The sequence below is a fragment of the Pantoea sp. X-Soil-TKNS-1207 genome, assembly GCF_059730485.1.
Genome location: NZ_AP035958.1, coordinates 738700 through 765693 on the forward strand (window position 1 = coordinate 738700; position 26994 = coordinate 765693).

The 26994-nt window shown below is 56.4% G+C and carries 20 protein-coding genes; 10 read left to right on the plus strand and 10 right to left on the minus strand.

All coding sequences use genetic code 11. From position 1 onward, the window contains the following. The first annotated feature begins 26 nt into the window (after positions 1–26). From ileS to dapB, 5 genes are all read left to right on the plus strand, one after another. Positions 27–2846 carry an isoleucine--tRNA ligase gene (gene ileS / locus AC6I8V_RS03325; protein WP_497844507.1) on the plus strand — a complete coding sequence of 940 codons (2820 nt, stop codon included), beginning with the start codon at positions 27–29 and terminating at the stop codon, positions 2844–2846. Continuing rightward, positions 2846–3352 carry a signal peptidase II gene (lspA, locus tag AC6I8V_RS03330; protein WP_497844508.1) on the plus strand — a complete coding sequence of 169 codons (507 nt, stop codon included), beginning with the start codon at positions 2846–2848 and terminating at the stop codon, positions 3350–3352. The genes ileS and lspA overlap by 1 nt, the downstream gene beginning before the upstream one ends. 3 nt (positions 3353–3355) lie before the next feature. After that, the gene (gene fkpB, locus AC6I8V_RS03335) at positions 3356–3826 is read left to right on the plus strand and encodes an FKBP-type peptidyl-prolyl cis-trans isomerase (RefSeq protein ID WP_497844509.1); all 471 of its coding nucleotides are present in this window, start codon (positions 3356–3358) and stop codon (positions 3824–3826) included. Further along, positions 3807–4760: a 4-hydroxy-3-methylbut-2-enyl diphosphate reductase gene (gene ispH, locus AC6I8V_RS03340; protein ID WP_497844510.1), complete on the plus strand. Its 954-nt coding sequence runs from the start codon at positions 3807–3809 to the stop codon at positions 4758–4760. The genes fkpB and ispH overlap by 20 nt, the downstream gene beginning before the upstream one ends. A gap of 251 nt (positions 4761–5011) precedes the next feature. After that, the gene (gene dapB / locus AC6I8V_RS03345; protein WP_497844511.1) at positions 5012–5827 is read left to right on the plus strand and encodes a 4-hydroxy-tetrahydrodipicolinate reductase; all 816 of its coding nucleotides are present in this window, start codon (positions 5012–5014) and stop codon (positions 5825–5827) included. A gap of 114 nt (positions 5828–5941) precedes the next feature. Here dapB and AC6I8V_RS03350 read toward each other — a convergent pair whose 3' ends face one another. Beyond that, on the minus strand, positions 5942–6121 hold the full coding sequence (locus tag AC6I8V_RS03350) for a hypothetical protein (RefSeq protein ID WP_497844512.1): 180 nt from the start codon (positions 6119–6121) through the stop codon (positions 5942–5944). Between the two features lie 177 nt (positions 6122–6298). Here AC6I8V_RS03350 and carA point away from each other — a divergent pair, with 177 nt between their 5' ends. From carA to folA, 4 genes are all read left to right on the plus strand, one after another. Then, positions 6299–7447: a glutamine-hydrolyzing carbamoyl-phosphate synthase small subunit gene (gene carA / locus AC6I8V_RS03355; RefSeq protein ID WP_497844513.1), complete on the plus strand. Its 1149-nt coding sequence runs from the start codon at positions 6299–6301 to the stop codon at positions 7445–7447. A 13-nt stretch (positions 7448–7460) separates the two neighbouring features. Then, complete coding sequence (carB, locus tag AC6I8V_RS03360; protein ID WP_497844514.1) at positions 7461–10685, plus strand: carbamoyl-phosphate synthase large subunit; 3225 nt, start codon at positions 7461–7463, stop codon at positions 10683–10685. A gap of 237 nt (positions 10686–10922) precedes the next feature. Beyond that, entirely contained in the window at positions 10923–12065 is a 1143-nt protein-coding gene (locus AC6I8V_RS03365; protein WP_497844515.1) for a porin, read from the plus strand. A 285-nt stretch (positions 12066–12350) separates the two neighbouring features. Further along, positions 12351–12833 (plus strand): type 3 dihydrofolate reductase, encoded by a 483-nt coding sequence (gene folA, locus AC6I8V_RS03370; protein WP_497844516.1) that lies wholly within the window; start codon positions 12351–12353, stop codon positions 12831–12833. 125 nt (positions 12834–12958) lie between these two features. Here the strand turns inward: folA and apaH are convergent, their stop codons facing one another. Genes apaH through lptD form a run of 6 tightly spaced genes read right to left on the minus strand, consistent with a single transcriptional unit; the run spans position 12959 to position 19797 of the window. Then, on the minus strand, positions 12959–13828 hold the full coding sequence (gene apaH / locus AC6I8V_RS03375; protein WP_497844517.1) for a bis(5'-nucleosyl)-tetraphosphatase (symmetrical) ApaH: 870 nt from the start codon (positions 13826–13828) through the stop codon (positions 12959–12961). A gap of 50 nt (positions 13829–13878) precedes the next feature. Next, positions 13879–14256, minus strand: coding sequence for a Co2+/Mg2+ efflux facilitator ApaG/CorD (gene apaG / locus AC6I8V_RS03380; RefSeq protein WP_497844518.1), 378 nt, complete (start codon positions 14254–14256; stop codon positions 13879–13881). Positions 14257–14260: 4 nt separating this feature from the next. Then, positions 14261–15085 (minus strand): 16S rRNA (adenine(1518)-N(6)/adenine(1519)-N(6))-dimethyltransferase RsmA, encoded by an 825-nt coding sequence (gene rsmA / locus AC6I8V_RS03385; protein WP_497844519.1) that lies wholly within the window; start codon positions 15083–15085, stop codon positions 14261–14263. Beyond that, positions 15078–16070, minus strand: a complete 993-nt coding sequence (gene pdxA / locus AC6I8V_RS03390) for a 4-hydroxythreonine-4-phosphate dehydrogenase PdxA (RefSeq protein ID WP_497844520.1) — start codon at positions 16068–16070, stop codon at positions 15078–15080. The genes rsmA and pdxA overlap by 8 nt, the downstream gene beginning before the upstream one ends. Next, positions 16060–17355, minus strand: coding sequence for a peptidylprolyl isomerase SurA (gene surA, locus AC6I8V_RS03395; protein ID WP_497844521.1), 1296 nt, complete (start codon positions 17353–17355; stop codon positions 16060–16062). The genes pdxA and surA overlap by 11 nt, the downstream gene beginning before the upstream one ends. 54 nt (positions 17356–17409) lie before the next feature. After that, positions 17410–19797, minus strand: a complete 2388-nt coding sequence (gene lptD / locus AC6I8V_RS03400) for an LPS assembly protein LptD (protein ID WP_497844522.1) — start codon at positions 19795–19797, stop codon at positions 17410–17412. 182 nt (positions 19798–19979) lie between these two features. Between lptD and djlA the strand changes: the two genes are divergently transcribed. Continuing rightward, complete coding sequence (gene djlA, locus AC6I8V_RS03405) at positions 19980–20795, plus strand: co-chaperone DjlA (protein WP_497844523.1); 816 nt, start codon at positions 19980–19982, stop codon at positions 20793–20795. A gap of 82 nt (positions 20796–20877) precedes the next feature. Here djlA and rluA read toward each other — a convergent pair whose 3' ends face one another. The 3 genes from rluA to polB all read right to left on the minus strand — a co-directional run bounded on the left by rluA (position 20878) and on the right by polB (position 26990). After that, entirely contained in the window at positions 20878–21537 is a 660-nt protein-coding gene (rluA, locus tag AC6I8V_RS03410; RefSeq protein ID WP_497845754.1) for a bifunctional tRNA pseudouridine(32) synthase/23S rRNA pseudouridine(746) synthase RluA, read from the minus strand. Positions 21538–21568: 31 nt separating this feature from the next. Beyond that, positions 21569–24475 carry an RNA polymerase-associated protein RapA gene (gene rapA, locus AC6I8V_RS03415; RefSeq protein ID WP_497844524.1) on the minus strand — a complete coding sequence of 969 codons (2907 nt, stop codon included), beginning with the start codon at positions 24473–24475 and terminating at the stop codon, positions 21569–21571. A 154-nt stretch (positions 24476–24629) separates the two neighbouring features. After that, positions 24630–26990, minus strand: coding sequence for a DNA polymerase II (gene polB, locus AC6I8V_RS03420; protein ID WP_497844525.1), 2361 nt, complete (start codon positions 26988–26990; stop codon positions 24630–24632). Between the last annotated feature and the right edge of the window lie 4 nt (positions 26991–26994).

A 26994-nucleotide genomic window follows, 5' to 3' on the forward strand; every position in this document is an offset into this window, starting at 1 on the left:
GACCGAAATACGGAACCGAGAATCTGATGAGTGACTATAAATCTACCCTGAATTTGCCGGAAACGGGGTTCCCGATGCGTGGCGATCTGGCCAAACGCGAACCGGGAATGCTGCAACGTTGGTATGATGACAACCTGTACGGCATCATCCGCGAAGCCAAAAAAGGGAAAAAAACCTTTATTCTGCATGATGGCCCTCCCTACGCGAACGGCAGCATTCATATTGGTCACTCCGTTAACAAGATTCTGAAAGACATTATCGTTAAGTCGAAAGGCATGGCGGGCTTCGATTCGCCTTACGTACCGGGCTGGGACTGCCACGGGCTGCCGATCGAACACAAAGTTGAGCAGATGATTGGCAAGCCGGGCGAGAAAGTCAGCGCGGCGGAATTCCGTGAAGCCTGCCGTAAATACGCGGCGGAGCAGGTGGAAGGGCAGAAAAAAGACTTTATCCGTCTTGGCGTGCTGGGCGACTGGGATCGTCCGTACCTGACCATGAACTTCCAGACCGAAGCCAATATCATCCGGGCGCTGGGCAAAATCATCGGCAACGGCCACCTACACAAAGGCGCGAAGCCGGTGCATTGGTGTCTGGACTGCCGTTCGGCGCTGGCGGAAGCGGAAGTCGAATACTACGACAAAACCTCACCCTCCATTGATGTGATGTTCAATGCGCTGGATGCCGATACGGTGCGCGCGAAATTTGGCGTAACCACGTCGGAAGGCCCGGTTTCCGTTGTTATCTGGACCACCACCCCGTGGACCATGCCGGCTAACCGCGGTATCTCGCTGCATCCGGAATTTGACTACCAGCTGGTGCAGATTGAAGGCCGCAGCCTGATCCTCGCGAAAGATCTGGTGGAAAGCGTGATGAAGCGCGCGGGTATCAGCGACTGGCGTGTGCTGGGCGAGTGCAAAGGCGCTGCGCTGGAGCTGCAACTGTTCCAGCATCCGTTCCTCGAACAAATCCAGTCGAAAGTGGTGCTGGGCGAACACGTTACCCTCGACGCGGGTACCGGTGCGGTGCATACCGCGCCAGGCCACGGCCCGGACGACTACGTGATCGGCCAGAAATACGGTCTGGAAACCGCTAACCCGGTTGGACCGGATGGCGCTTACCTGCCGGGCACCTATCCGACGCTGGACGGCGTCAACGTATTTAAAGCCAACGATATGATCGTTGAGCTGCTGAAAGAGAAAGGCGCGCTGCTGCACGTAGAAAAACTGCTGCATAGCTACCCGCACTGCTGGCGTCATAAAACGCCGATCATCTTCCGTGCTACGCCGCAGTGGTTTATCAGCATGGATCAGAAAGGTCTGCGTGCGCAGTCGCTGAAAGAGATCAAAGGCGTGCAGTGGATCCCGGACTGGGGCCAGGCGCGTATCGAAGCGATGGTAGCCAACCGTCCTGACTGGTGTATCTCCCGTCAGCGCACCTGGGGTGTGCCGATGGCGCTGTTCGTGCATAAAGACACCGAGCAGTTGCACCCGGATACGCTGGCGCTGATGGAAAAAGTGGCGCAGCGCGTTGAGCAGGATGGCATTCAGGCGTGGTGGGATCTCGATCCGCGCGATCTGATGGGCGATGACGCTGACAATTACACCAAAGTGCCGGATACGCTGGATGTGTGGTTCGATTCCGGATCAACCAGCTATGCCGTCGTGGATGCGCGCCCGGAATTTGAAGGCCACAGCCCGGACATGTATCTGGAAGGCTCGGATCAGCATCGTGGCTGGTTTATGTCTTCTCTGATGATCTCGACGGCGATGAAGGGCAAAGCGCCGTATCGCCAGGTACTGACCCACGGTTTCACCGTTGATGGTCAGGGCCGTAAAATGTCGAAATCCATCGGCAACACCGTAGCGCCGCAGGACGTGATGGACAAACTGGGCGCCGACATTTTGCGTCTGTGGGTGGCCTCAACGGACTACTCCGGCGAAATGGCGGTGTCTGATGAGATCCTCAAACGCTCGGCCGATGCTTATCGTCGTATCCGTAACACTGCGCGTTTCCTGCTGGCTAACCTGAGCGGCTTCAATCCGGCGACCGACAAAGTCAGCCCGGAAGAGATGGTGGTGCTGGATCGCTGGGCGGTAGGACGTGCGCAGGCAGCGCAGGCTGATATCATCGCCTCATACGCCAACTACGACTTCCATGAAGTGATTCAGCGTCTGATGCAGTTCTGTTCCGTAGAGATGGGGTCGTTCTACCTCGACATCATCAAAGACCGTCAGTACACCGCGAAGGGCGACAGCCTGGCGCGTCGCAGCTGCCAGACCGCGCTGTGGCATATCGTCGAAGCGCTGGTACGCTGGATGGCGCCGATCATGTCCTTCACTGCGGATGAAATCTGGGGCTACCTGCCGGGCGATCGCGCGAAATACGTGTTCACCGAAGAGTGGTACGACGGCCTGTTTGGTCTGGCGGAAGACGAAGCGCTGAATGATGCCTACTGGGCTGAGCTGCTGAAAGTGCGCGGCGAAGTGAACAAGGTGATTGAGCAGGCGCGTAGCGATAAACGTATCGGTGGTGCGCTGGAAGCGACGGTCACCCTGTACGCCGACACCGCTCTGGCGGCGAAATTGCAGGCACTGGGCGATGAACTGCGCTTTGTGCTGCTGACTTCCGGCGCAACCGTAGCGGATTACGCCACGGCGAGCGACGAAGCCCAGCAGAGCGAAGGGTTGAAAGGTCTGAAAATTGCGCTGCACAAAGCAGAAGGTGAGAAATGTCCGCGCTGCTGGCATTACACTACCGACGTCGGCCAGAACCCGGAACATGCTGCGGTCTGCGGACGTTGCTACACCAACGTGGCCGGTGACGGCGAAAAGCGTAAGTTTGCCTGATGAGTAAGCCTATTTTCTCAACCGGATTGCGCTGGCTGTGGCTGGTGCTGGTAGTGATTGTTGTCGACTTCGCCAGTAAGCAGTGGGTCATGAACAACATGATGCTGCACGAAACGCGGTCGCTGATGCCGTTTCTGAACCTGTTCTACGCGCACAACTACGGCGCGGCGTTCAGTTTCCTCGCGGACAAAGGCGGCTGGCAGCGTTGGTTCTTTGCGGGTATCGCCATTGCTATCGTGGTGGCGTTGCTGGTGATGATGTATCGCAACCCTGCCCGCAACAAATTAACTAACATCGCCTACGCACTGATTATCGGCGGGGCATTAGGTAACCTGTTTGATCGTGCCTATCACGGTTTTGTGGTCGATTTTATCGACTTCTATATCGGTGACTGGCACTTTGCGACATTCAATATCGCTGACTGTGGCATCTGCATCGGTGCAGCGCTGGTGGTGCTGGAGGGCTTTTTCAGCCCGAAAGGCAAGCAGGAAAAACTGAAAGGGTAAGAGATGACAGACTCTGTACAGCGCGACAGCGCGTTGCTGGTGCATTTTACGCTGAAGCTGGAAGATGGCTCGACAGCGGAATCGACGCGCGCCAACGGCAAACCCGCGCTGTTTCGTCTGGGCGATGGCAGCCTGTCGGCGGCGCTGGAGCAGGAGCTGCTGGGACGTAAAGTGGGCGACAAGCACAGCTTTACCCTGGCCCCGGAAGATGCCTTTGGTGGCATCAGCCCGGACCTGATCCAATACTTCTCGCGTCGTGATTTTATCGATGCGGGAGAGCCGGAAGTCGGCGCCATTATGCTGTTCAGCGGCATGGGCGGCAGTGAAATGCCGGGGGTGATCCGTGAGATCTCCGGTGACTCGATCACCGTGGATTTCAACCATCCGCTGGCGGGTCAGCATATTCAGTTCGATGTTGAAGTGCTGGAGATCGATCCTGTGCTGGAGGCAAGCGATGCAAATCCTGTTAGCTAACCCTCGTGGTTTCTGCGCGGGCGTGGATCGCGCCATCAGCATCGTCGAGCGCGCGCTGGAGATGTACGGCGCGCCGATTTATGTTCGCCATGAAGTGGTGCATAACCGCTACGTGGTGAGCAGCCTGCGCGAGCGCGGCGCCATCTTTATCGAAGAGATTGGCGAAGTGCCGGATAACGCCATCCTGATCTTCTCCGCCCACGGAGTTTCTCAGGCAGTGCGTGCTGAGGCGAAGGCGCGTAATCTGACCATGCTGTTTGACGCCACCTGTCCGCTGGTGACCAAGGTACATATGGAAGTGGCGCGCGCCAGCCGTAAAGGCGTGGAAGCGATTCTGATTGGCCACGCTGGCCACCCGGAAGTGGAAGGCACCATGGGGCAGTACAGCAACCCCAACGGCGGCATGTATCTGGTGGAATCGCCGGAAGATGTGTTCAAACTGCATGTCAAAGACGAAAGCAATCTGTGCTTTATGACGCAGACCACGCTGTCGGTAGATGATACCTCGGACGTTATCGACGCGCTGCGTCAGCGTTTCCCGGCCATCATCGGCCCGCGTAAAGATGACATCTGCTACGCCACCACCAACCGCCAGGAAGCCGTGCGCGTGCTGGCACGCGATGCCGAAGTGGTGCTGGTGGTCGGTTCGAAAAACTCCTCCAACTCCAATCGCCTGGCCGAGCTGGCGCAGCGTGCCGGTAAACTGGCGAAGCTGATCGACTCTGCTGATGATATTCAGGAAGAGTGGGTGAAAGGCGTGACGACCATCGGTGTCACTGCGGGCGCCTCCGCGCCGGATATTCTGGTGCAGCAGGTGATTCAGCGTCTGCGTGAGTTCGGTGGTGAAGCGGCGATTGAGCTGATTGGCCGCGAAGAAAACATCGTGTTTGAAGTGCCGAAAGAGTTGCGCGTGGAAGTGCGCAACGTGCAGTAATAATCACTGCATATTCCGTAGCGGCGCGATTTATCGCGCCTTTTTTTCGGCTTTTCAAAAGATGCGCGATAAATCGCGCCGCACCAATTCCGCGCAGAACCACTTCCACCTGGTGAGATTGCTTTTACTGATAATCTTTCGCGGCTGGCATAAAATTCTTATTATCCTTTTTTTATTGTGGCGTGACTGTTATCTGACCGTTAACCTGTTTGCGCTTTGCATGCATAGTTTTGTATCAGGAATGAATAAATATGAGTGAAATCCGCATTGCTATTGTTGGTGCGCCGGGTCGCATGGGACGCAATTTGATTCAGGCTGCGCAGCAGGCGGAAGGCGTGGTGTTAGGTGCCGCACTGGCCCGCAGCGGTTCATCGCTGATCGGCAGTGACGCCGGTGAGCTGGCGGGCATAGGAAAAACCGGCGTGCTGGTCAGCGACGATTTGCAGCAGGTAGTGAATGATTTCGACGTGTTGATCGATTTCACCCGCCCGGAAGGTACGCTGGAATATCTGGCTTTTTGCCGTCAGCACCAGAAAGCGATGGTGATTGGCACTACCGGTTTTGATGAAGCCGGTAAAGCGGCGATTCGCGCCGCAGCGGAAGAGATTGGCATCGTGTTCGCGGCTAACTTCAGCGTTGGCGTTAACCTGGTGCTGGAGCTGCTGAAGCAGGCGGCGAAGGTGATGGGTGATTATGCGGATATTGAAATCGTTGAAGCGCACCATCGTCACAAAGTTGATGCACCATCAGGTACGGCGCTGGCGATGGGTGAAGCGATTGCCGAGGCGATGGAGTGGAAGCTGGACGAACACGCTGTCTACGCGCGTGAAGGCCATACTGGCGAGCGCAAAGCTCAGACCATCGGTTTTGCCACCGTGCGCGCTGGCGATATCGTCGGTGAACATACCGCGATGTTTGCAGATAGCGGTGAACGCGTAGAGATTACCCACAAGGCTTCCAGCCGCATGACCTTTGCAAATGGAGCCGTTAAAGCCGCTTCCTGGCTTAAAGACAAGAAATCTGGCCTTTATGATATGCGTGATGTGCTGGATTTATCGATGTTGTGAGTGTTGTGAACCATCGTGATGTGGTTATTTCAATCGGTAAGACATTGATTGATCAAGGGCAATAATATTATTGCCCTTTATTTTGTCTTAAAAACAAGGCTTATCATCATTGTTTTATGTGAGTGGTTTATTTCTCTGGCTTTGTGATGATTTTTCCATCATAAAAATGCTATTTTTGACCATTTGGTCAAAAATATTATCCCCGTAGCACGCTTTTAAGATTATTTCCGGCCCGCAACCGTTTATTTTTCCAGGTTGTCTCGCTCTTTTACCGCTTATTGCTACTTTTAACATTCAGTTGCCCGAAAAAAGCAAAAAAATGCCGCATCAGGGTAGACAAGGTGCAGGTCGATCATTAGAATGCGCGCAATTTGCCAAAAATCGACCCTATAGGCGGTTTTTGCATTGATTCAGGGTGGTATTTTGAATTAATATGCAAATATTGTGACTGTTTATTCCCTGGAGGATGTTTTGATTAAGTCAGCGCTCTTGGTTCTGGAAGACGGAACCCAATTCCACGGTCGGGCCATCGGGGCAACGGGGTCGGCAGTGGGGGAGGTCGTTTTCAACACGTCAATGACCGGTTATCAAGAAATCCTCACTGATCCCTCCTATTCCCGCCAGATCGTCACCCTCACTTATCCCCATATCGGCAATGTTGGCGTTAATGCCGCCGACGAAGAATCCAGCCAGATTCATGCACAGGGCCTCGTTATTCGCGACCTGCCGCTGATTACCAGCAACTTCCGTAGCGAAGAGAGCCTGTCAGCCTATCTGCAGCGCAACAACATTGTCGCCATTGCCGATATCGATACCCGTAAGCTGACCCGTCTGCTGCGTGAGAAAGGGGCACAGAACGGCTGCATCATCGCCGGTGACAACCCGGATGCTGCGCTGGCGTTGCAGAAGGCGCAAGCCTTCCCTGGCCTGAAGGGGATGGATCTGGCGAAAGAAGTGACCACCGCAGAGTCCTACGCATGGCAGCAGGGTAGCTGGACGTTGCAGGATGACCTGCCGGAGCAGAAGTCAGCCGAAGAGCTGCCGTTCCATGTAGTGGCTTACGATTTCGGCGCCAAGCGCAACATCCTGCGTATGCTGGTGGATCGTGGCTGCCGCCTGACGGTGGTTCCGGCGCAGACCCCGGCCGAAGACGTCCTGAAGCTGAATCCGGACGGCATTTTCCTCTCTAACGGTCCCGGTGACCCGGAGCCGTGCGATTACGCCATCAGCGCCATTCAGTCATTCCTGACGACCGATATCCCGGTCTTCGGCATCTGCCTCGGCCATCAGCTGCTGGCGCTGGCGAGCGGTGCGAAGACGATTAAGATGAAGCTGGGCCACCACGGCGGTAACCATCCGGTTAAAGACCTCGACAACAATACGGTGATGATTACCGCACAGAACCACGGCTTCGCCGTAGATGACAGCCAGTTGCCGGCAAATCTGCGTGTAACTCACGTTTCTCTGTTCGACCAGACCGTGCAGGGCATTCACCGTACCGATAAACCGGCCTTCAGCTTCCAGGGACACCCGGAAGCCAGCCCAGGCCCGCACGATGCGGCGCCGCTGTTCGATCACTTTATCGAACTGATCGAAGCCTACCGTTCTAACGCGAAGTAATCAGGAGCCAACGATGCCAAAACGTACAGACATAAAATCCATCCTGATCCTTGGCGCAGGTCCGATTGTTATCGGCCAGGCATGTGAATTTGACTACTCCGGTGCACAGGCGTGTAAAGCGCTGCGTGAAGAGGGTTACCGCGTCATTCTGGTGAACTCCAACCCGGCAACCATTATGACCGACCCGGAAATGGCCGATGCCACTTACATCGAGCCGATTCACTGGGAAGTGGTACGTAAAATCATTGAAAAAGAGCGCCCGGATGCGGTGCTGCCGACCATGGGCGGCCAGACGGCGCTGAACTGTGCGCTGGAGCTGGAGCGTCAGGGCGTGCTGGCAGAGTTCGGCGTCACCATGATTGGTGCGACCGCCGATGCCATCGATAAAGCCGAAGATCGCCGTCGTTTTGACGTGGCGATGAAAAGCATCGGTCTGGATACCGCGCGTTCAGGTATCGCGCACACCATGGAAGAAGCGCTGGCGGTTGCCGAAGACGTTGGCTTCCCGTGCATCATCCGTCCGTCCTTTACCATGGGCGGCACCGGTGGCGGTATCGCCTATAACCGAGAAGAGTTTGAAGAGATTTGCGAACGCGGTCTGGATCTGTCGCCGACCAATGAGCTGCTGATTGACGAGTCGCTGATTGGCTGGAAAGAGTACGAGATGGAAGTGGTGCGTGATAAAAACGACAACTGCATCATCGTCTGCTCCATCGAAAACTTCGATGCGATGGGTATCCACACCGGTGACTCCATCACCGTGGCACCGGCGCAAACCCTGACCGACAAAGAGTATCAAATCATGCGTAACGCCTCGCTGGCGGTACTGCGTGAAATCGGCGTGGAGACTGGCGGTTCCAACGTCCAGTTCTCCGTCAACCCGAAAGATGGCCGTCTGATTGTTATCGAGATGAACCCGCGTGTGTCGCGTTCTTCCGCGCTGGCTTCCAAAGCGACCGGTTTCCCGATTGCCAAAGTGGCAGCGAAACTGGCGGTGGGCTTCACCCTCGATGAGCTGATGAACGATATCACCGGTGGTCGTACCCCGGCTTCGTTCGAACCCTCAATCGACTACGTTGTGACCAAGATCCCGCGCTTCAACTTCGAGAAGTTCGCCGGTGCCAACGACCGTCTGACCACCCAGATGAAATCTGTGGGTGAAGTGATGGCCATTGGTCGTACTTTCCAGGAGTCGATGCAGAAAGCGCTGCGCGGTCTGGAAGTGGGCGCGAATGGCTTCGACCCGAAAGTGGACCTCGACGATGCCGAAGCGCTGACCCGTATCCGCCGCGAGCTGAAGGATGCCGGTTCCGACCGTATCTGGTACATCGCGGATGCGTTCCGTGCGGGCATGTCGGTTGATGGCGTGTTCAATCTGACCAACATCGACCGCTGGTTCCTGGTGCAGATTGAAGAACTGGTGCGTCTGGAAGACAAAGTTGCCCGTGAAGGCGTGAAGGCGCTGGATGTCACTTTCCTGCGCGCGCTGAAGCGTAAAGGCTTTGCCGATGCGCGTCTGGCGACGCTGGCTGGCGTGGCAGAAGGTGAAATCCGCAAACTGCGTCAGCAGTTCAACCTGCATCCGGTTTACAAACGCGTGGACACCTGTGCGGCGGAATTCTCCACTGACACCGCGTATATGTACTCGACTTATGAAGAAGAGTGCGAAGCCAATCCGAACCAGGATCGCGACAAAATCATGGTGCTGGGCGGCGGTCCAAACCGTATCGGCCAGGGCATCGAGTTTGACTACTGCTGCGTACACGCCGCGCTGGCGCTGCGTGAAGACGGTTACGAGACCATCATGGTCAACTGTAACCCGGAAACCGTATCCACCGACTACGACACATCTGACCGCCTCTACTTCGAGCCGGTAACGCTGGAAGATGTGCTGGAAATCGTCCGTATCGAGAAACCGAAAGGCGTTATCGTACAGTACGGCGGCCAGACGCCGCTGAAACTGGCGCGTGCGCTGGAAGCCGCGGGTGTGCCGGTGATTGGCACCAGCCCTGACGCCATTGACCGTGCTGAAGACCGTGAGCGTTTCCAGCAGGCCGTTGATCGTCTGAACCTGAAGCAACCGGCTAACGCCACGGTTGCCACGCTGGAGCAGGCGGTTGAGAAAGCCGCAGGCATCGGTTATCCGCTGGTGGTACGTCCGTCTTATGTACTGGGCGGCCGCGCAATGGAGATCGTCTACGACGAAATCGACCTCAAGCGTTACTTCCAGAACGCGGTATCGGTTTCTAACGATGCGCCGGTGCTGCTGGACCGTTTTCTCGACGACGCGGTTGAAGTGGACGTGGACGCGATTTGCGACGGCGAGCGCGTGCTGATTGGCGGCATCATGGAACATATCGAGCAGGCGGGCGTGCACTCCGGTGACTCAGCCTGTTCGCTGCCGGCCTATACCCTGAATGCCGACATCCAGAACGTGATGCGCCAGCAGGTGGAAAAACTGGCGTTTGAGCTGAACGTCCGTGGTCTGATGAACGTGCAGTTTGCGGTCAAAGACAACGAAGTTTACCTGATTGAAGTGAACCCACGCGCTGCGCGTACCGTGCCGTTTGTCTCCAAAGCCACCGGCGTGCCGCTGGCGAAAGTGGCTGCGCGCGTGATGGCAGGGAAAACCCTGGCTGAACAGGGCGTCACCAAAGAGGTGATTCCGCCGTACTACTCCGTGAAGGAAGTGGTGCTGCCGTTCAACAAATTCCAGGGCGTTGACCCGATTCTCGGCCCGGAAATGCGTTCTACCGGTGAAGTGATGGGCGTGGGGCGTACTTTCGCAGAAGCCTTCGCCAAAGCGATGCTGGGCGCGCAGAGCAATATGAAGAAATCAGGCCGTGCGCTGCTGTCGGTGCGTGAAGGCGATAAGAAACGTATCGTCGACCTCGCGGCAAAACTGCAGAAGTTTGGTTTCGAGCTGGATGCGACTCACGGTACCGCTGTGGTGCTGGGTGAAGCCGGTATTAACCCGCGTCTGGTGAACAAGGTGCACGAAGGCCGTCCGCATATTCAGGATCGTCTGAAGAACGGCGAGTACACCTACATCGTTAACACCACCGCAGGTCGCCAGGCGATTGAAGACTCCAAGCTGATTCGCCGCAGTGCGCTGCAATACAAGGTGCACTACGACACCACGCTGAACGGCGGTTTCGCCACGGCGATGGCGCTGAACGCTGATCCTACTGAGAAAGTGATTTCCGTGCAGGAAATGCACGCGCAAATCAAAGGTTAATCCTTAGGCTCAGATGATAAAAAACGGCCCTATAATGGGCCGTTTTTTTTCGCTATTGTTAATCTGCGCATAACATTAGAATATTACAATAATATGATTTAATTCAATTTTAGCGCTTGATGCGGATTCCACTATCCCGGCCATTTATTAGCACAAATTTATAAATAGAAAGTGAGGTTGCTCGCTTTAGTATTTCGCTCGCTCATTTATCCGAGCGTAACTGGGATATATATAAAAATGAAAATGCGTGCTTTCACACTCACTGCCATAGCTGCGCTGGTCGCAGCGGCACCTCTCGCCAGCCAGGCTGAAATTACTCTCCTCAAGGCGGATCCGCAGGCTAACGATCCGCTTAGCCGTCTTAGCTTTCAGGTCGGCGGTAGTATCCGTCCGCAGTTCCTCCATCAAAATGGTGTGAACGATAAATCCTATAAGCGTAACGGCTATGACGGCGGGTCACGTTTCCGCTTCACCGCCAATTACTATCTGTTTGATGATGTCAGCTGGGTAGGTTACTACGAGCTGGGCGTTAACTTCCCGGCATGGTGGGGTTGGGATAACCACTATGCCGATGGCGCTAACAATACTACGCGTCGTCAGCTCTATACCGGCTTCAAGAGCGCCACCCTCGGTGAGCTGTACTTTGGTCAGCAAAACAGCATCTACTACGATGTGGTGGGTGTTAAGACCGATATCTGGGACTACGACATGCTGGCCCAGGCACCGGGTAACGGGATCAACGGCGACTACGACGGTTCCTACCGTTCACGTAAGCAGCTGAAATATAAAAACACCTTCGGCGACGTTGATGTTTATGCGGCTTACCTGTTCGAAGATGACGATTACCTGCCGGGCAACGGCCTGCGCTACAAGCGTAAAGGCGGCGGCTCACTGGGCGTGAACTACCACATCACCAAAAACCTGGCGTGGGGCACTGCGTGGAACTACACCCGCGCGGATATCCATGATGCCGGCAATGGCGACAGCAAATCCTACGACCAGAACATCTACGGTACGGCTCTGAGCTGGACGCCAGGCAACTGGACGCTGTCTGCGGGTGGTGGTTACTACCAGAACTTCCTGACCACTAAAAAAGTCGACGTTCACAACTACTTTGCGGATGATGCCTGGGGTCTGGAATATTTCGCAGGCTACAAGTTCCCGATCGGCCAGTATGCCGTCAAATCCATCCAGCCGTACTTTATGGGTGACCGTCTGGAGTACCTCAGCGGCCGCAACTACAAACGTATCGACAACGGTGTCGGCCTGTCATTCCAGCTCGACTACGGCTTCCGTGTTGATTACGAGTACGTCTTAACCTCGAGCACCGACAAATCACTGGGTAACGTTAACCTGGTGCGTCTGCGCTACGATTTCTAATCTGTACCAACGGCTCCTGCGGGAGCCGTTTTTTTTGCCGCACGCAGTGCGCTTTTCTTTACACTATGTACCCGCCTGAATGGCTTTTCACACTGCCTTGTAGCGTATCTCCACAGATTTATGGCGCCTCTTTCCGATATTGAAGGGAAACACGGTGTAAAACTCTGTCCAATAACAAAAATGCGGTGGCATAGGAGCTTTACGTAAATAGCGGGGCCGTCCTATCGACGAAAGTTTCGCCTTTACGTATCATTGCGCCAATTTTTTTCCTGTAGGTCTTTTAACATGATTAGTCTGATCGCGGCTCTGGCAGCGGATCGCATCATCGGTATGGAAAATGCCATGCCGTGGAACCTGTCTGCCGATCTGGCCTGGTTCAAACGTCAAACCCTGAATAAGCCGGTGATTATGGGTCGTCTGACCTTTGAATCTATCGGCCGTCCTTTACCGGGACGCCTGAATATTGTGGTCAGCAGCCAGCCGGGCACCCATGAGGGCGTGACCTGGGTGACGTCACTGGAAGATGCCGTTAACGCGGCCGGTGATGCCGAAGAGATTATGGTGATTGGCGGTGGACGTATTTACGCGCAGATGCTGCCGCGCGCCGATCGTCTCTACCTCACCCACATTGATGCGGAAGTTGAAGGCGACACGCAGTTCCCGGATTACGAGCCGGATGAGTGGCACTCCACCTTCAGTGAGTTCCATGATGCCGACGCGCAGAACTCGCACAGCTACTGCTTCGAGATTCTGGAACGTCGTCGTTAAGGTATTGGCCTGGTCGGCATAAATGCCGACCCTACAGGCAAGGTAAGGCGAATATGGCCTGGTTGGCATAAATGCCGACCCTGCGGTTCAGTGTAGGGTGCGAATTAATTCGCACCGGCGCACTGTTATTCGTGGTGGCTGAGTGGCGGATGTGGGTGAGTTTCGCTGGTCGCCATGGCCTGTTCGCGGTTGGAGTGCTGCACATAATATTGCTGCGTTTCCCAGTGCAGCAATGTCAGCGTACCGCCCCAGCAGCAACCGGTGTCCAGTCCGATAATCCCTTCCGGCGTCCCTTTGCCTTCCAGCGATGCCCAGTGCCCAAACACGATGGTGTAATCACGCGCCACCGGGCTGGCAATCTTAAACCAGGGCTTCAGCGGCGGCGGGGCGGATTCCGGGGTATCCTTGCAAATCATATCCAGCTGACCATTCGGGAAGCAGAAACGCATCCGCGTCAGAGCATTGGTGCTGAAACGCAGGCGCGACAGACCGCTCAGTTCCGGCGTCCAGTTGTTTGGCATATCACCGTACATGGCATCGAGAAACAGCGGGTAGCTGTCGCTGGAAAGTACCGCTTCTACTTCGCGCGCGCATATTTTTGCGGTGTCGAGATCCCACTGCGGCGTGATGCCGGCATGGGCCATCACCAGTTTTTTCTCTTCATCCACCTGCAACAGCGGCTGACGTCGCAGCCAGTTGATCAGCTCATCAGCATCGTCGGCTTCTAATAACTGCGTCAGGCGATCTTTCGGTTTATTACGACTGATACCGGCGAATACCGCCAGCAGATGCAGGTCGTGATTGCCCAGCACCAGCCGTACGCTGTCACCCAGCGACTTCACATAGCGCAGTACGTTGAGCGAGCTGGGGCCGCGCGCCACCAGGTCTCCGGTCAGCCATAGGGTGTCCTGCTGCGGATCAAAATTGACCTGTGCCAGCAGGGCACGAAGCTCATCATAACAGCCGTGAATATCGCCAATCAGGTATGTACTCATTACATCGTCCGGTTAAAACGCACCGCCCGGACAGGCCGGGCGGAGAAGGATTAGTGGATGTGGGTTTGCACCGCAAGTCGGAACACCGGAATTTCAACGAGGAACTCTTCACCTTCTTCGTCGACCATTACGTAGTGGCCCTGCATGGTGCCCATCGGCGTTTCGAGAATCGCGCCACTGGTGTATTGAAATTCGTCGCCGGGTGCCAGCTCTGGCTGTTCACCCACCACGCCTTCACCCTGGACTTCGGTGACATGGCCATTACCATTGGTGATCCGCCAGTAACGACCGCGCAGCTGAACGGTGGCGTGCCCCAGATTGCGGATGGTGATGGTGTAGGCAAACACGTAGCGCTCATCCTCGGGCGAGGATTGCGATGCCACATACAGGCTTTGTGCCTGAATACAGACGCGTGCCAGTTCACTCATGCACTCAGTTCTCCGGATTTTCTGCCTGATGGTTGCCGAGCCAGTTGGCCAGCTGGCAATACTGTGCCACCGAAACGTTTTCTGCACGCAGGGTGGGATCAATATTCAGTTCATCCAGTGCACCTGCTGCAAACAGGTGACCGAGGCTGTTGCGCAGCGTTTTACGACGCTGGCCGAACGCTTCGGTGGTGATACGGCTCAGCAGGCGCACATCGCTGACCGGATGCGGCGGCTGGGCGAAAGGCACCAGACGTACCACCGCAGAGTCGACTTTGGGCGGTGGTGTGAAAGAGTGCGGCGGTACTTCCAGTACCGGGATCACCTGACAATAATACTGCGCCATCACGGTGAGTCGACCATAGGCTTTGCTGCCCGGTCCAGCCACCAGACGATTGACCACTTCTTTTTGCAGCATGAAGTGCATGTCTTTAATCGAACCAGTATAGCTGAAAAGGTGGAACATCAACGGGGTGGAGATGTTGTACGGCAGGTTGCCAAATACGCGCAGCGGCTGGCCTTTTTCCTGCGCCAGCGCAGAAAAGTCAAAGGTCATCGCATCCTGCTGGAAGATGGTCAGTTTAGGGCCGAGGAAAGGATGCGTTTGCAAACGTGCGGCAAGATCGCGGTCCAGCTCTACCACGGTCAGCGCATCCAGACGCTCGCCCACCGGCTCAGTCAGTGCGCCGAGGCCAGGGCCAATCTCCACCAGGGCTTCACCCTTCTGCGGGTGAATGGCGGAGACGATGCTGTCGATAATGTACTGATCGTTCAGGAAGTTTTGCCCGAAACGTTTACGGGCGTAATGCCCCTGATGGACGCGATTATTCATTACTGCTCTTGATCATAGTGATGGCGAGGTTAAGCGCCGTAATAAAGCTGCCCGGCTCCGCCTGACCCAGACCGGCCAGTTCAAGCGCGGTGCCGTGGTCAACCGAGGTACGGATAAAGGGCAGGCCCAGCGTGATATTCACCGCACGGCCAAACCCCTGAAATTTTAGCACCGGTAAGCCCTGGTCGTGATACATCGCCAGCACCGCATCGGCATGTTGCAGATACTTCGGCTGGAACAGGGTATCGGCAGGCAGCGGACCGGTCAGCTGGATACCCTGCTGCCGCAATTCGTCCAGTGCCGGAATGATGGTGTCGATCTCTTCGCGACCCATATGGCCGCTTTCGCCCGCGTGTGGATTCAGGCCGCAGACGTAAATATGCGGGTTCGGCAGGCCGAACTTCTGCTGCATATCGCGATGCAGAATGGTGATCACTTCATGCAGGCTTTCACGCGTGATTGCTGCCGATACGTCTTTCAAAGGCAGATGCGTGGTTGCCAGTGCAACGCGCAGCTCTTCGGTGGCGAGCATCATAACAACGCGGTCACCGCCAGCGCGATCGGCAAAAAACTCGGTATGGCCGGTGAAGGGGATGCCGGCATCGTTGATGACGCCTTTATGCACCGGGCCGGTGATCAGCGCGGCAAACTCGCCGTTGAGACAACCATCACAGGCGCGTGCCAGGGTAGCCAGCACGTAGTGGCTGTTGGCGACGGCCAGCTCACCGGGTGTGACCGGCTCAGCAGTGTCAACCTGCAACAGCGTCAGCGTACCTGCCTGCTGCGGTTGTGCCGCGACGCCAGGCTGATAATCGCGCAGCGTCAGCGGTAAACCCAGCTGCGCCGCACGACGACGTAATAGCTCGCCGTCGGCACACACCACCAGTTCAACCGGCCAGTCACGCTGGGCCAGCTGCACGGTTAAATCAGGACCAATCCCGGCAGGTTCGCCGGGAGTGATAACCACACGATAATTACTGACCATTGTTGTCCAGAATCTTCACGTAAGCACTGGCGCGCTGTTCCTGCATCCAGGTTTGCGCTTCTTCCGCGAATTTACGGTTAAACAGGACACGGTAAGCACGCTCTTTCTGCGCTGCATCCGTTCTGTCAACCTGGCGGGTATCCAGCAGCTGAATCAGGTGCCAGCCGAAAGAGGAGTGCACCGGTTGGCTGGTCTGGCCTTTCTGCAGACGCATCAAGGCATCGCGGAATGCCGGATCGTAAACTTCCGGGGTGCTCCAGCCGAGATCGCCGCCCTGGTTCGCTGAACCTGGGTCGTCAGAATACTGCTTGGCCGCCGCAGCAAAGGTGGTCTTACCGGTGCTAATATCGGCTGCGATCTCTTCCAGCTTGGCGCGTGCCTGATCGTCAGTGAGGACCGGCGACGGCTTCAGCAGGATGTGGCGTGCGTGCACTTCGGTTACGGAGATGTTTTTGCTCTCGCCACGCAGGTCGTTCACTTTCAGGATATGGAAGCCAACACCTGAACGGATCGGGCCAACAATATCGCCTTTTTTGGCGGTTGCCAGTGCCTGGGAGAACAGGGTCGGCAGTTCTTCAATTTTGCCCCAACCCATGTTGCCGCCTTTCAGCGCCTGAGGGTCGGCAGAGTAGGTCACTGCCAGCTTGCCGAAGTCAGCGCCTTTTTTCAGCTCACCCACCAGCTGACGTGCCAGTGCTTCCTGGTCATCAACCTGTTTCTGCGTCGGGTTTTCCGACAGCGGCAGCAGGATCTGGCTGATATTCAGCTCGGTACCCTGGGTATTCTGTGAGCCAATCTGCGAGGCCAGCGTGTCGACTTCCTGCGGCAGAATGGTGATACGACGGCGTACTTCGTTGTTACGTACTTCAGCGATCATCATCTCTTTGCGGATCTGACCACGATAGTCGTTGTAGTTCACTCCGTCATAGGCCAGGCGGCTGCGCAGCTGGTCGAGGGTCATATGGTTCTGGCCCGCGATGTTCTGGATCGCCTGATCCAGCTGCTGATCGGTGATTTGCAGACCCGCTTTTTCGCCCATCTGCAGAATGATGTTATCCATGATCTGACGCTCAAGGATCTGATGACGCAGGGTGTTGTCATCAGGCAGTTGCTGACCGGCCTGCTGCGCCTGCGCTTTCACCGTGTGCAACATGCTATCAACGTCACTTTCCAGCACCACGCCGTTATTCACGACGGCGGCGACTTTATCTACCATTTGCGGGGCTGCGAACGCGGTGTTAGCGGCAATCGCCACACCAAGAATCAGCATTCTCCAGTTCTTCATACTTTATCCATTGTTGTTTCCGCACTGCGGGATAGCCTGTCAAACATCACAACATCAGAAAGCTCGCTGGTAAGGGATGATGCCCTGACGCAGCATGTCATGGGTGCCTAAGCCGTAGTTGGAGCTAAGGCCACGCAGCTCAATGTTGAATGAGATTTGGTTGTCATACTTACTCTGGTTGTTGGTAGTATTCCAGCCGTTGATTTTACGCTCGTAACCCACACGGATTGCATAGCAGCAGGAGCTATATTGCAGGCCCAGCAGCTGATCGGCCGGTTTGCTGTTGCGGGTGTCGTAGTAATACGCACCCACCAGCGACCAGGCGTCGACAATCGGCCAGCTGGCAGTGGCACCGACCTGTGAAATCCCGTTTTTATAGATCGGGTTAGTCAACAGCGTCGAGTCGTTCAGCGCCTGCGCCACATATTCCGGGCTGCTGTAGCGGTAGCTCAGCTGCACCATACGATCGGCATCCTGACGATACTCCAGCACCGCATTGCCCTGCGCGATGTTATCGAGGCGGGTATCGTATTGCAGCCCGCCGCGCACGCCCCAGCGATCGCTTACTTTCCAGTAAGTGTCACCAGCCCAGACCAGGCTGCCGGTGTCATCTTCATCGCTGGTCTGGTTAACACCGGTCCGCGATGGGGTAAACGAGAAGATTTGACCTACAGAAACGTTAAAACGTTCAACCAGATCGTTATCATAAATTCGTGTGGTCACACCGGTCGCCACCTGGTTAGCCGATGCGATGCGATCAAGGCCGCTATAAGTACGGTCACGGAACAGGCCGGTGTAGTCGGTTTGTAGCAGTGTGGAGTCGTACGGGTAGATATTACTCTGGTTGCGATACGGGATATAGAGGTACTGCACGCGCGGTTCCAGCGTCTGGGTGTAACCCTCCGCCCAGTTCATATCGCGGTCAAATACCAGACGGCCATCGACTTTAAACTGCGGCAGCGTACGGTTGACGGAGCTATCCAGCAGGCCACTGGAGGTTCTGTTACTTGCATTGGATGGGCTATTGTAAGCGTCGATACCGTCCTGCTGGTAATGCGTGGCAAGGAATTTGGCTTCAGTATCCAGGCTGGCCCAGCCATTTGACAGCGGCAGATCCAGCGTCGGTTCAACGTGCAGACGTGTCGCTTCCGGCATTTGGCTGTTGACGTTAGTAAACTTCACTGCCTGGGCATAAATATGCCCATCAAACGGCCCGATGTCGTTCTGATAGAAATTCAGATCGAGCTGCGGCATAGCGCGATAAACATTGGTGCTGCTGGTGGTACCAAACACCTGGAAATCTTTGGTGGAGAGCGTGGCGTCCCAGTTGGTATCCGCATAGCCCACGCTGAATTTCTGCGTCGCGTAACCATCCGTCGAGCTGTAATACTTCGATGACAAGTCATTGAAGTAATACGGGTCGCTGACTTTGGTGTAATTCGCATTGAAGCGCCAGTGTTGCTCGTAAACGCCCGCGTGGTTCCAGACAAACAACCAGCGATCATTGTTAGAATCATTGGCAACTATCGGGCGTGACGGCTTGTCTTTGTTGTATTGATTATCTGATGGCAGATAATCCAGTTCTAACAAACCACCGCCAAATTCGCTTAAATAACGGAATTCGTTCTGCAACTGCATGCCGCGATTACTCATGTAATGCGGCGTAATGGTGGCATCGGCCTGTGGCGCGATGTTCCAGTAGTACGGCAGCATGAATTCGAAGCCATTCGTGCTGCTGTATTTTGCATTAGGGATCAGGAAACCGGAGCGGCGACGATCGCCAAGCGGCAACTGCATATACGGGCTATAGAACACAGGTACGTTGCCGAGTTTGAAGCGCGCATTCCAGATCTCAGCCACTTCTTCCTGGCGGTCCTGAATGATCTCAGTACCGACCACGCTCCAGCTGTTGTAGCCGGGCAGACAGGAGGTGAAGCTGCCGTTTTCCATGATGGTATAACGATTATTGCCGCGCAGTTTCATCTGATCGGCATCACCGCGTCCCTGACGACCCACCATCAGATAGTTACCGTTCCAGACGTTGGTATCTTTGGTGTTCAGATTCGACCAGGCTTTCGGACCTTTCAGGATGACCTGATTGTCGTCATAGTGCACATTACCCAGCGCATCGACGGTACGAACCGGCGTGGTTTGCCCATCCTGCTGACGTTGATGCAGTTGCATTTCGTCGGCGGTTAAACGGCTATTACCCTGCTGAACCTCGACATTGCCGGTGAACACCGCGTCGTTGGGGTAATTACCTTTAGCCTTGTCCGAGTGAATCGTGACCGGCAGCGTATTCGTGTCGCCATTAACCACTGGACGGTTATAGCTCGGCACGCCCAGCATACACTGCGACATTAAGTCGTCGGCGAGAGAATGCTGACTATATAGCGCTGCACCAATCATGGTAGCCAGCAGGGTAGGTATACGTTTTTTCATACGCGGTTTCGATAATTCCATGAAAACTGGCATCATGCCGACAATCCGGTCAGAGACTAACTTACTGCCCGGCGTTGCGCCAGTGTTAATCCTTGTCTGTCCGCGTTGCCGTTAGGCGCTGAGATAAATGACAGGTATGATAATGCAATTTTCAGCCGCAAGCATGGCGAATTGAGGAGTTTATGCGCTACTGGGGAAAAGTAATTGGTCTGGCTCTGGGCTTGCTTTCCGGGCTAGGCTTTTGGGGCATTGTGCTTGGTCTTATTATTGGCCACATGTTTGATAAAGTGCGCAGCGTTAAGGGACAGGGCTACTTCGCCAACAACCAAACCCGCCAGACACTGTTTTTCAGTACCACCTTTCAGGTCATGGGCCATTTGACCAAGTCAAAAGGGCGCGTCACCGAAGCGGATATCCAGATTGCATCCTTATTTATGGACCGCATGCAATTGCACGGCGATGCCCGCAGCGCAGCGCAGCGCGCGTTCCGCGAAGGGAAACATAGCGCCTATCCGCTGCGTAATAAGCTACGGGAATTGCGCAGCGCGTGCTTCGGTCGTTTTGATCTGATTCGGATGTTTCTGGAAATTCAGATCCAGGCTGCTTTCGCTGACGGTTCGCTGCATCCCAACGAGCGTCAGGTGCTGTATGTGATCGCCGAGGAGCTGGGCATCTCGCGTATGCAGTTTGATCAGTTCCTGCGCATGATGGAGGGCGGTCAGCAGTTTGGCGGCGGCGGGTCATCTTACGGTGGCGCGGGTTATCAGCAGGCCAAACGCGGTCCGACGCTGGAAGATGCCTGTAGTGTGCTGGGCGTGAAAAGCAGTGACGACAGCACCACCATCAAGCGGGCTTACCGCAAGCTGATGAGTGAACATCACCCCGATAAGCTGGTGGCAAAAGGCTTACCGCCGGAGATGATGGAGATGGCGAAGCAGAAGGCGCAGGAGATTCAGTCGGCTTACGATTTGATTCGTAAGGAGAAGGGCTTTAAATAAATCCTTTCCCATTCCGTTATTGGTCAGGTCGGCATTGATGCCGACCCTATGACCGTCGGGTGCGCATTATGCGCACCGTCCGTTAAAAATCCGCCGGTTGCCGAAACGTCATACTGTTGCCAAACGCCGGATGGGTGATGGTGAGCGACTCCGCATGCAGCAGCAGGCGCGGTGCCATCGCCAGCGCTTCCGGCGGTGCATAAAAGCGGTCGCCGAGAATCGGATGGCCCAGCGCCAGCAAATGCACACGTAGCTGGTGCGAACGGCCGGTGATCGGTTTCAGCGCCACCCTGGCGCTGTTGTCATCGTCATACGCCAGCACCTGGTACTCAGTCTGCGCCGGTTTGCCGTGTTCAAAACTGACCATCTGCTTAGGCCGGTTCGGCCAGTCGCAAATCAGCGGCAGATCGATCAACCCCTTTTCCTCAGCCGGATGGCCCCAGACGCGCGCCACATACTGCTTTGCCGGCTCACGCTCCCGAAACTGTCGCTTCAGCTCACGTTCCGCCGCTTTGGTCAGCGCCACCGCGATCACGCCGCTGGTGGCCATATCCAGACGATGCACCGATTCAGCCAGCGGATAATCGCGCTGGATGCGCGTCATCACGCTGTCTTTATGCTCGTCAAGGCGGCCCGGCACCGACAGCAAACCACTTGGCTTATTGACCACCATAATATGGTCGTCCTGATACAGGATATGCAGCCAGGGTTCGAGCGGCGGGTTATAAGGTTCCATCAGCAGTTCCGTATTGGGGCCTGTCGGCCCCGGTCAGTTATTGGTGCGTCACGACAATCAGGCGCAGCGCATCGAGACGCCAGCCTGCATCGCTCAGGCTTGCCAGCACCTGGCTACGGTTGCTCTCCAGCGCCTCAACCTCGTCATCACGGATGTTCGGGTTAACGGCGCGCAGCGCTTCAAGGCGCGACAGCTCAGCGCTCAGTTTCTCATCGGCTTCGGCTTGTGCGGCGGCAATCACCGCCTGCGCTACCGGCACCACGGCGCTTTCGGCCAGCGTCAGAATCTGATGCACATCCTGCTGTACGGCGTTCACCAGCTTGCTGCCGGTATGACGATTCACCGCATTCAGCTGACGGTTGAAGCTTTCAAACTCCACTTTACCGGCCAGATTGTTGCCGCTGCGATCCATCAGCAGTCGGATCGGCGTTGGCGGCAGGAAGCGGGTCAGTTGCAGATGCTTCGGCGCCTGCGCCTCGACCACGTAAATCATCTCGACCAGCAGCGTACCGACCGGCAGGGCTTTGTTCTTCAGCAACGACAACGCACAGCTGCCGGTATCGCCGGAGAGGATCAGATCCAGACCGTTGCGGATCAGCGGATGCTCCCAGGTAATGAACTGGGTATCTTCGCGCGACAGCGCCTGATTACGGTTGAAAGTCACGGTGCAGCCATCTTCCGGCAGGCCTGGGAAATCCGGCACCAGCATATGGTCCGACGGCGTCAGCACGATCAGGTTATCGCTGCGATCCTCCTGATTGATACCGACGATATCGAACAGGTTGAGGGCAAAATTCACCAGCTCGGTATCGTTATCCTGCTCGGCGATGGCGTCGGCCAGCGCCTGGGCGGCATCGCCGCCGTTGGAGTTCTGTTCCAGCAGGCGATCGCGACCCTGCTCCAGCTGGGTCTTCAGATGATCATGCTGTTTGCGGCACTCGCCGATAAATTCATCCAGGCCCTGCGGATTTTCCGGCGCGGCCAGGTACTCAATCAGCTGGCTATAGACGTTGTCATAAATGGTTCGACCGGTCGGGCAGGTGTGCTCAAACGCATCCAGACCTTCGTGATACCAGCGCAGCAGCACCGCCTGGGCGGTTTTCTCCAGCCACGGCACCAGGATCTGAATGTCGTGCGCCTGGCCGATACGATCGAGACGACCAATACGCTGTTCCAGCAGATCCGGGTTGAACGGCAGGTCAAACATCACCAGACGGCTGGCGAACTGGAAGTTGCGCCCTTCTGAGCCAATTTCCGAGCACAACAGCACCTGCGCGCCATCTTCTTCCGAAGCAAACCAGGCCGCAGCACGGTCGCGTTCGATGATTGACAGGCCTTCATGGAACACCGCGGCACGAATGCCTTCGCGCTCGCGCAGCACCTGTTCCAGCTGCAGGGCGGTGGCGGCTTTGGCGCAAATCACCAGCACTTTCTCTTTACGATTGGTGGTGAGATACCCCATCAGCCACTCAACGCGCGGATCGAAGTTCCACCAGGTGCCGCTGTCGCCCTCAAATTCCTGATAAATCTGCTCGGGATACAGCATATCGCGCGCACGTTCTTCGGCGCTTTTACGGGTACCCATAATGCCGGAGACTTTAATCGCCGTCTGGTACTGCGCCGGCAGGGGCAGGCGAATCTGATGCAGCTCGCGTTTCGGGAAGCCTTTGACGCCGTTACGGGTGTTGCGGAACAGCACGCGGCTGGTGCCGTGGCGATCCATCAGCATGGAAATCAGCTCTTTGCGTGCGTCTTCCTTGCCGTCGCGGTCGCTGTTCGCCACCTGCAATAACGGTTCGATATCCTGTTCACCGACCAGGTCGTTAATCAGGTTCATCTCCTCTTTGGAGATGGACTTGTCAGCCAGCAGGGTGCTGACCGCATCGGCCACCGGGCGATAGTGCTGCTGCTCGGCGACAAACTGGCTGAAATCGTGGAAACGGTTGGGATCGAGCAGACGCAGACGCGCGAAATGGCTCTCCAGGCCGAGCTGTTCCGGCGTCGCGGTCAGCAGCAGCACGCCAGGCGTTTGTTCCGCCAGTTGCTCAATCACCTGATATTCGCGGCTTGGCGCGGCTTCGCTCCATGCCAGATGGTGCGCTTCATCGACCACCAGCAGATCCCAGGCGGCATCGGCCAGCTGCTCCAGACGCTGCTTGTTGCGGCGCACAAAATCGAGTGAGCAGATGATCAGTTGTTCGGTTTCGAATGGGTTATCGCTGTCGTGCTGCGCTTCGGTGTAGCGATCGTCATCAAACAGCGCAAAACGCAGATTGAAACGACGCAGCATCTCCACCAGCCACTGGTGTTGCAGGGTTTCCGGCACCACAATCAGCACGCGTTCCGCACGGCCCGCCAGCAGCTGCTGCTGGATGATCATCCCGGCTTCGATGGTTTTACCGAGACCCACTTCATCGGCCAGCAATACGCGTGGCGCGTGACGACGGCCAACATCATGGGCGATATGCAGCTGGTGTGGAATCAGGTTGGTACGCATGCCACGCAGGCCGCTGATCGGCAGGCGGTACTGCTCGCTGTGATATTTACGCGCGCGAAAGCGCAGCGCAAAGCGATCCATGCGGTCCAGCTGACCGGCAAACAGGCGATCCTGCGGCTTACTGAACACCAGTTTGCTGTCGAGCATCACTTCGCGCAGCACCACGTTCGCTTCTTCGGTATCCAGACGCGTGCCGACGTAAGCCATTAAATCGTTTTCGTTGCGCACTTCGTCAACGGTCATCTGCCAGCCTTCGTGGCTGGTGATGGTATCACCCGGATTGAAGATCACGCGGGTAACAGGAGAATCATTACGGGCATAGAGGCGGTTTTCGCCGGTTGCCGGAAACAGCAGCGTGACCATGCGCGTATCCACCGCCACTACCGTTCCCAGTCCCAGTTCACTTTCCGTATCGCTGATCCAGCGCTGACCCAGTGTAAAAACCATATATTTTCTGCTCGACTCTCTGTCATGTCATGAAGATGTTCACCTGCTCTCAGGCAATACCCAACCGCCAAACGAAAGGGTTCGGTCCGACTGTGGATGTGGTGAGATTCAGGAAGGGCGCTATGGTACTGGATGGCAGGGCTTTCGTCACCTGTCAAAAAAGCCCCAACTGCCCGGTAATAAGTGTAGCAAAGTCATCACCGACGAAAGGTAAAATGCCTTCGGCGACCGGCTGAAGCTGCTTCGTCACATAATGATCATAGTCGAGCGGCGTGCTGCGCGCCTCCAGAGGTTCCGGTCCTGAGGTGGCGATAACATAGCGGATCGCGCCGCCATTTTGATACTGCAACGGACGGCCCAGCTTGCGGTTGTGCTCATCGGCCAGCCGCGCGGCACGCACATGCGGCGGCACGTTGCGCTCATAATCTTTCAGCGGACGGCGCAAACGTTTTTTATACACCAGCTGATCATCCAGTTCGCCAGCCAGCAGCTGCGCGACGGTGTCGCGAATATAATCCTGCCAGGGTTCGCCGCGAAAAATATGGCCATATAGCGTCTGCTGGAACTGCTGCGCCAGCGGCGTCCAGTCGGTCCGCACCGATTCCAGCCCTTTAAACACCAGACGCTCGGTGCCGTCGCTGCGAATCAAACCGGCGTAGCGCTTTTTGCTGCCCTGTTCCGCGCCGCGAATGGTGGGCATCAGGAAACGGCTGAAATGGCTTTCGTACTCCAGCTCCAGCGCGCTGCTCAGGCCATAGGTCTGTTGCAGATGGCTCTGCCACCAGCGATTAACGTGATCGGCCAGCTGACGGCCAATGGCCGCCGCCTGCTCCTCGCTATGGGCGGATTTCAGCCAGACAAAGGTGGAATCGGTATCGCCGTAAATCACGTCATAGCCCTGCGCCTCAATCAGTTCGCGCGTTTGCTGCATGATGGCATGACCACGCAGGGTGATGGATGAGGCAAGACGCGGATCAAAAAAGCGGCAGGCGCTGGTGCCCAGCACGCCGTAAAAGGCATTCATAATAATTTTCAGCGCCTGAGACAGCGGCTTATTGTGCTGACGCTTGGCCTGTTCACGTCCCTGCCAGATCTGCTCGACGATGGCGGGCAGGCAATGGGTTTGACGTGAAAAACGCGCGCCGCGAAAACCCGGCACCGAGTCTTCATCGCTGGGGTGCGCCAGGCCTTCCACCAGCCCGACCGGATCGATCAGGAAGGTGCGGATAATTGACGGATAGAGGCTTTTATAATCCAGCACCAGCACCGAATCGTACAGGCCAGGGCGGGAATCCATGACATAGCCACCCGGACTGGCTTCCGGCGTCACTTCCCCCAGATTGGGGGCGACAAAGCCGGCGCGATGCATACGCGGAATGTAGAGATGGCCAAAGGCCGCTACCGAGCCGCCGTGGCGATCGACCGCCAGCCCGTTAACCGTGGCGCGTTCCAGCAGGAATGGCATGATGGCGGCATGGGCAAAGATACGCGTTACCAGCTCGCAATCTTTCAGGTTGTAGCGCGCCAGCGCCGGTTTATCGTGGGCGAAACGCCAGTTGATCTCCTCCATGCGCTGCCACGGATTGTCGATGGCTTTGCCTTCGCCCAGTAACTCACGCGACACCGCTTCCAGACTGAAAGAGGGGAAATCCCAGAAGGCGGATTTCAGCGCTTCGATGCCGTCGATAATCAGGCGACCGGTGGCCTGTGCGAAGAAGACGCCGGGTTTGAAACCGTGCTCGCGCCACTCCAGCGCCTGCTGCTGACGACCCAGGCGCAGCGGAATGCCATAGCGGTCGGCATGTTTCTGCAATACGCGCAGGTCGAACTGCACCAGGTTCCAGCCGATGACCACATCCGGCTCGTGGCGGGCGAACCAGGCGTTAAGCTGCTCCAGCAGCTGCGGGCGGCTGTCGACATAGATCAGCTCAAAATCCAGCTGGCTGGCATCCCCATTCGCAGGACCGAGCATGTAAACCTGACGCTGACCGCAGCCTTCCAGCCCGATGCAATAAAGTTCGCCATGTTCGGTGGTTTCGATATCCAGCGACACCCAGGAAAGCTGCGGGCGATAGTCGGGATTTGGCTTGAGGCGCGCGTTAACCACGCTGTCGCCGCGCACGTCGCCGCTGAACCATACCGGCGCGGTGATAAAGCGCTCCATCAGATAGCGTTCGGGAGGGCGAATATCGGCTTCATACACCGGGATGCCGTTTTCCCGCAGGCGCTTTTCCAGATTTTGCAGCTGGCGATAGCTGCGGCAGTAGAGGCCGAACACCGGGCGGCGGCGGAAATCTTTGAGCGTCAGGGATTGCAGGCGCGCATGGCGCTCGTCGCGCAGCAGGGTTTCAACCTGCGGCTGAAACTCGCTCGGGATAAATGCCACGGACTCCTGCGCGGGCAGCACCAGTCGCTGCGGGCCACTGTCGGTAGCCAGCCATAGCACCACTTCGCTGCCGGTAGGGGTGTCTCGCCAGTGGCGGGTAAGCAAAAAGCCTGCGCGTGGATCGGTCACGGTA

Coding starts and splice junctions, on each gene's coding strand:
- ileS (WP_497844507.1), top strand. CDS start 27: ATGAGTGACTATAAATCTACCCTGAATTTGCCGGAAACGGGGTTCCCG.
- lspA (WP_497844508.1), top strand. CDS start 2,846: ATGAGTAAGCCTATTTTCTCAACCGGATTGCGCTGGCTGTGGCTGGTG.
- fkpB (WP_497844509.1), top strand. CDS start 3,356: ATGACAGACTCTGTACAGCGCGACAGCGCGTTGCTGGTGCATTTTACG.
- ispH (WP_497844510.1), top strand. CDS start 3,807: ATGCAAATCCTGTTAGCTAACCCTCGTGGTTTCTGCGCGGGCGTGGAT.
- dapB (WP_497844511.1), top strand. CDS start 5,012: ATGAGTGAAATCCGCATTGCTATTGTTGGTGCGCCGGGTCGCATGGGA.
- AC6I8V_RS03350 (WP_497844512.1), bottom strand. CDS start 6,121: ATGTTAAAAGTAGCAATAAGCGGTAAAAGAGCGAGACAACCTGGAAAA.
- carB (WP_497844514.1), top strand. CDS start 7,461: ATGCCAAAACGTACAGACATAAAATCCATCCTGATCCTTGGCGCAGGT.
- AC6I8V_RS03365 (WP_497844515.1), top strand. CDS start 10,923: ATGAAAATGCGTGCTTTCACACTCACTGCCATAGCTGCGCTGGTCGCA.
- folA (WP_497844516.1), top strand. CDS start 12,351: ATGATTAGTCTGATCGCGGCTCTGGCAGCGGATCGCATCATCGGTATG.
- apaH (WP_497844517.1), bottom strand. CDS start 13,828: ATGAGTACATACCTGATTGGCGATATTCACGGCTGTTATGATGAGCTT.
- apaG (WP_497844518.1), bottom strand. CDS start 14,256: ATGAGTGAACTGGCACGCGTCTGTATTCAGGCACAAAGCCTGTATGTG.
- rsmA (WP_497844519.1), bottom strand. CDS start 15,085: ATGAATAATCGCGTCCATCAGGGGCATTACGCCCGTAAACGTTTCGGG.
- pdxA (WP_497844520.1), bottom strand. CDS start 16,070: ATGGTCAGTAATTATCGTGTGGTTATCACTCCCGGCGAACCTGCCGGG.
- surA (WP_497844521.1), bottom strand. CDS start 17,355: ATGAAGAACTGGAGAATGCTGATTCTTGGTGTGGCGATTGCCGCTAAC.
- lptD (WP_497844522.1), bottom strand. CDS start 19,797: ATGAAAAAACGTATACCTACCCTGCTGGCTACCATGATTGGTGCAGCG.
- djlA (WP_497844523.1), top strand. CDS start 19,980: ATGCGCTACTGGGGAAAAGTAATTGGTCTGGCTCTGGGCTTGCTTTCC.
- rapA (WP_497844524.1), bottom strand. CDS start 24,475: ATGGTTTTTACACTGGGTCAGCGCTGGATCAGCGATACGGAAAGTGAA.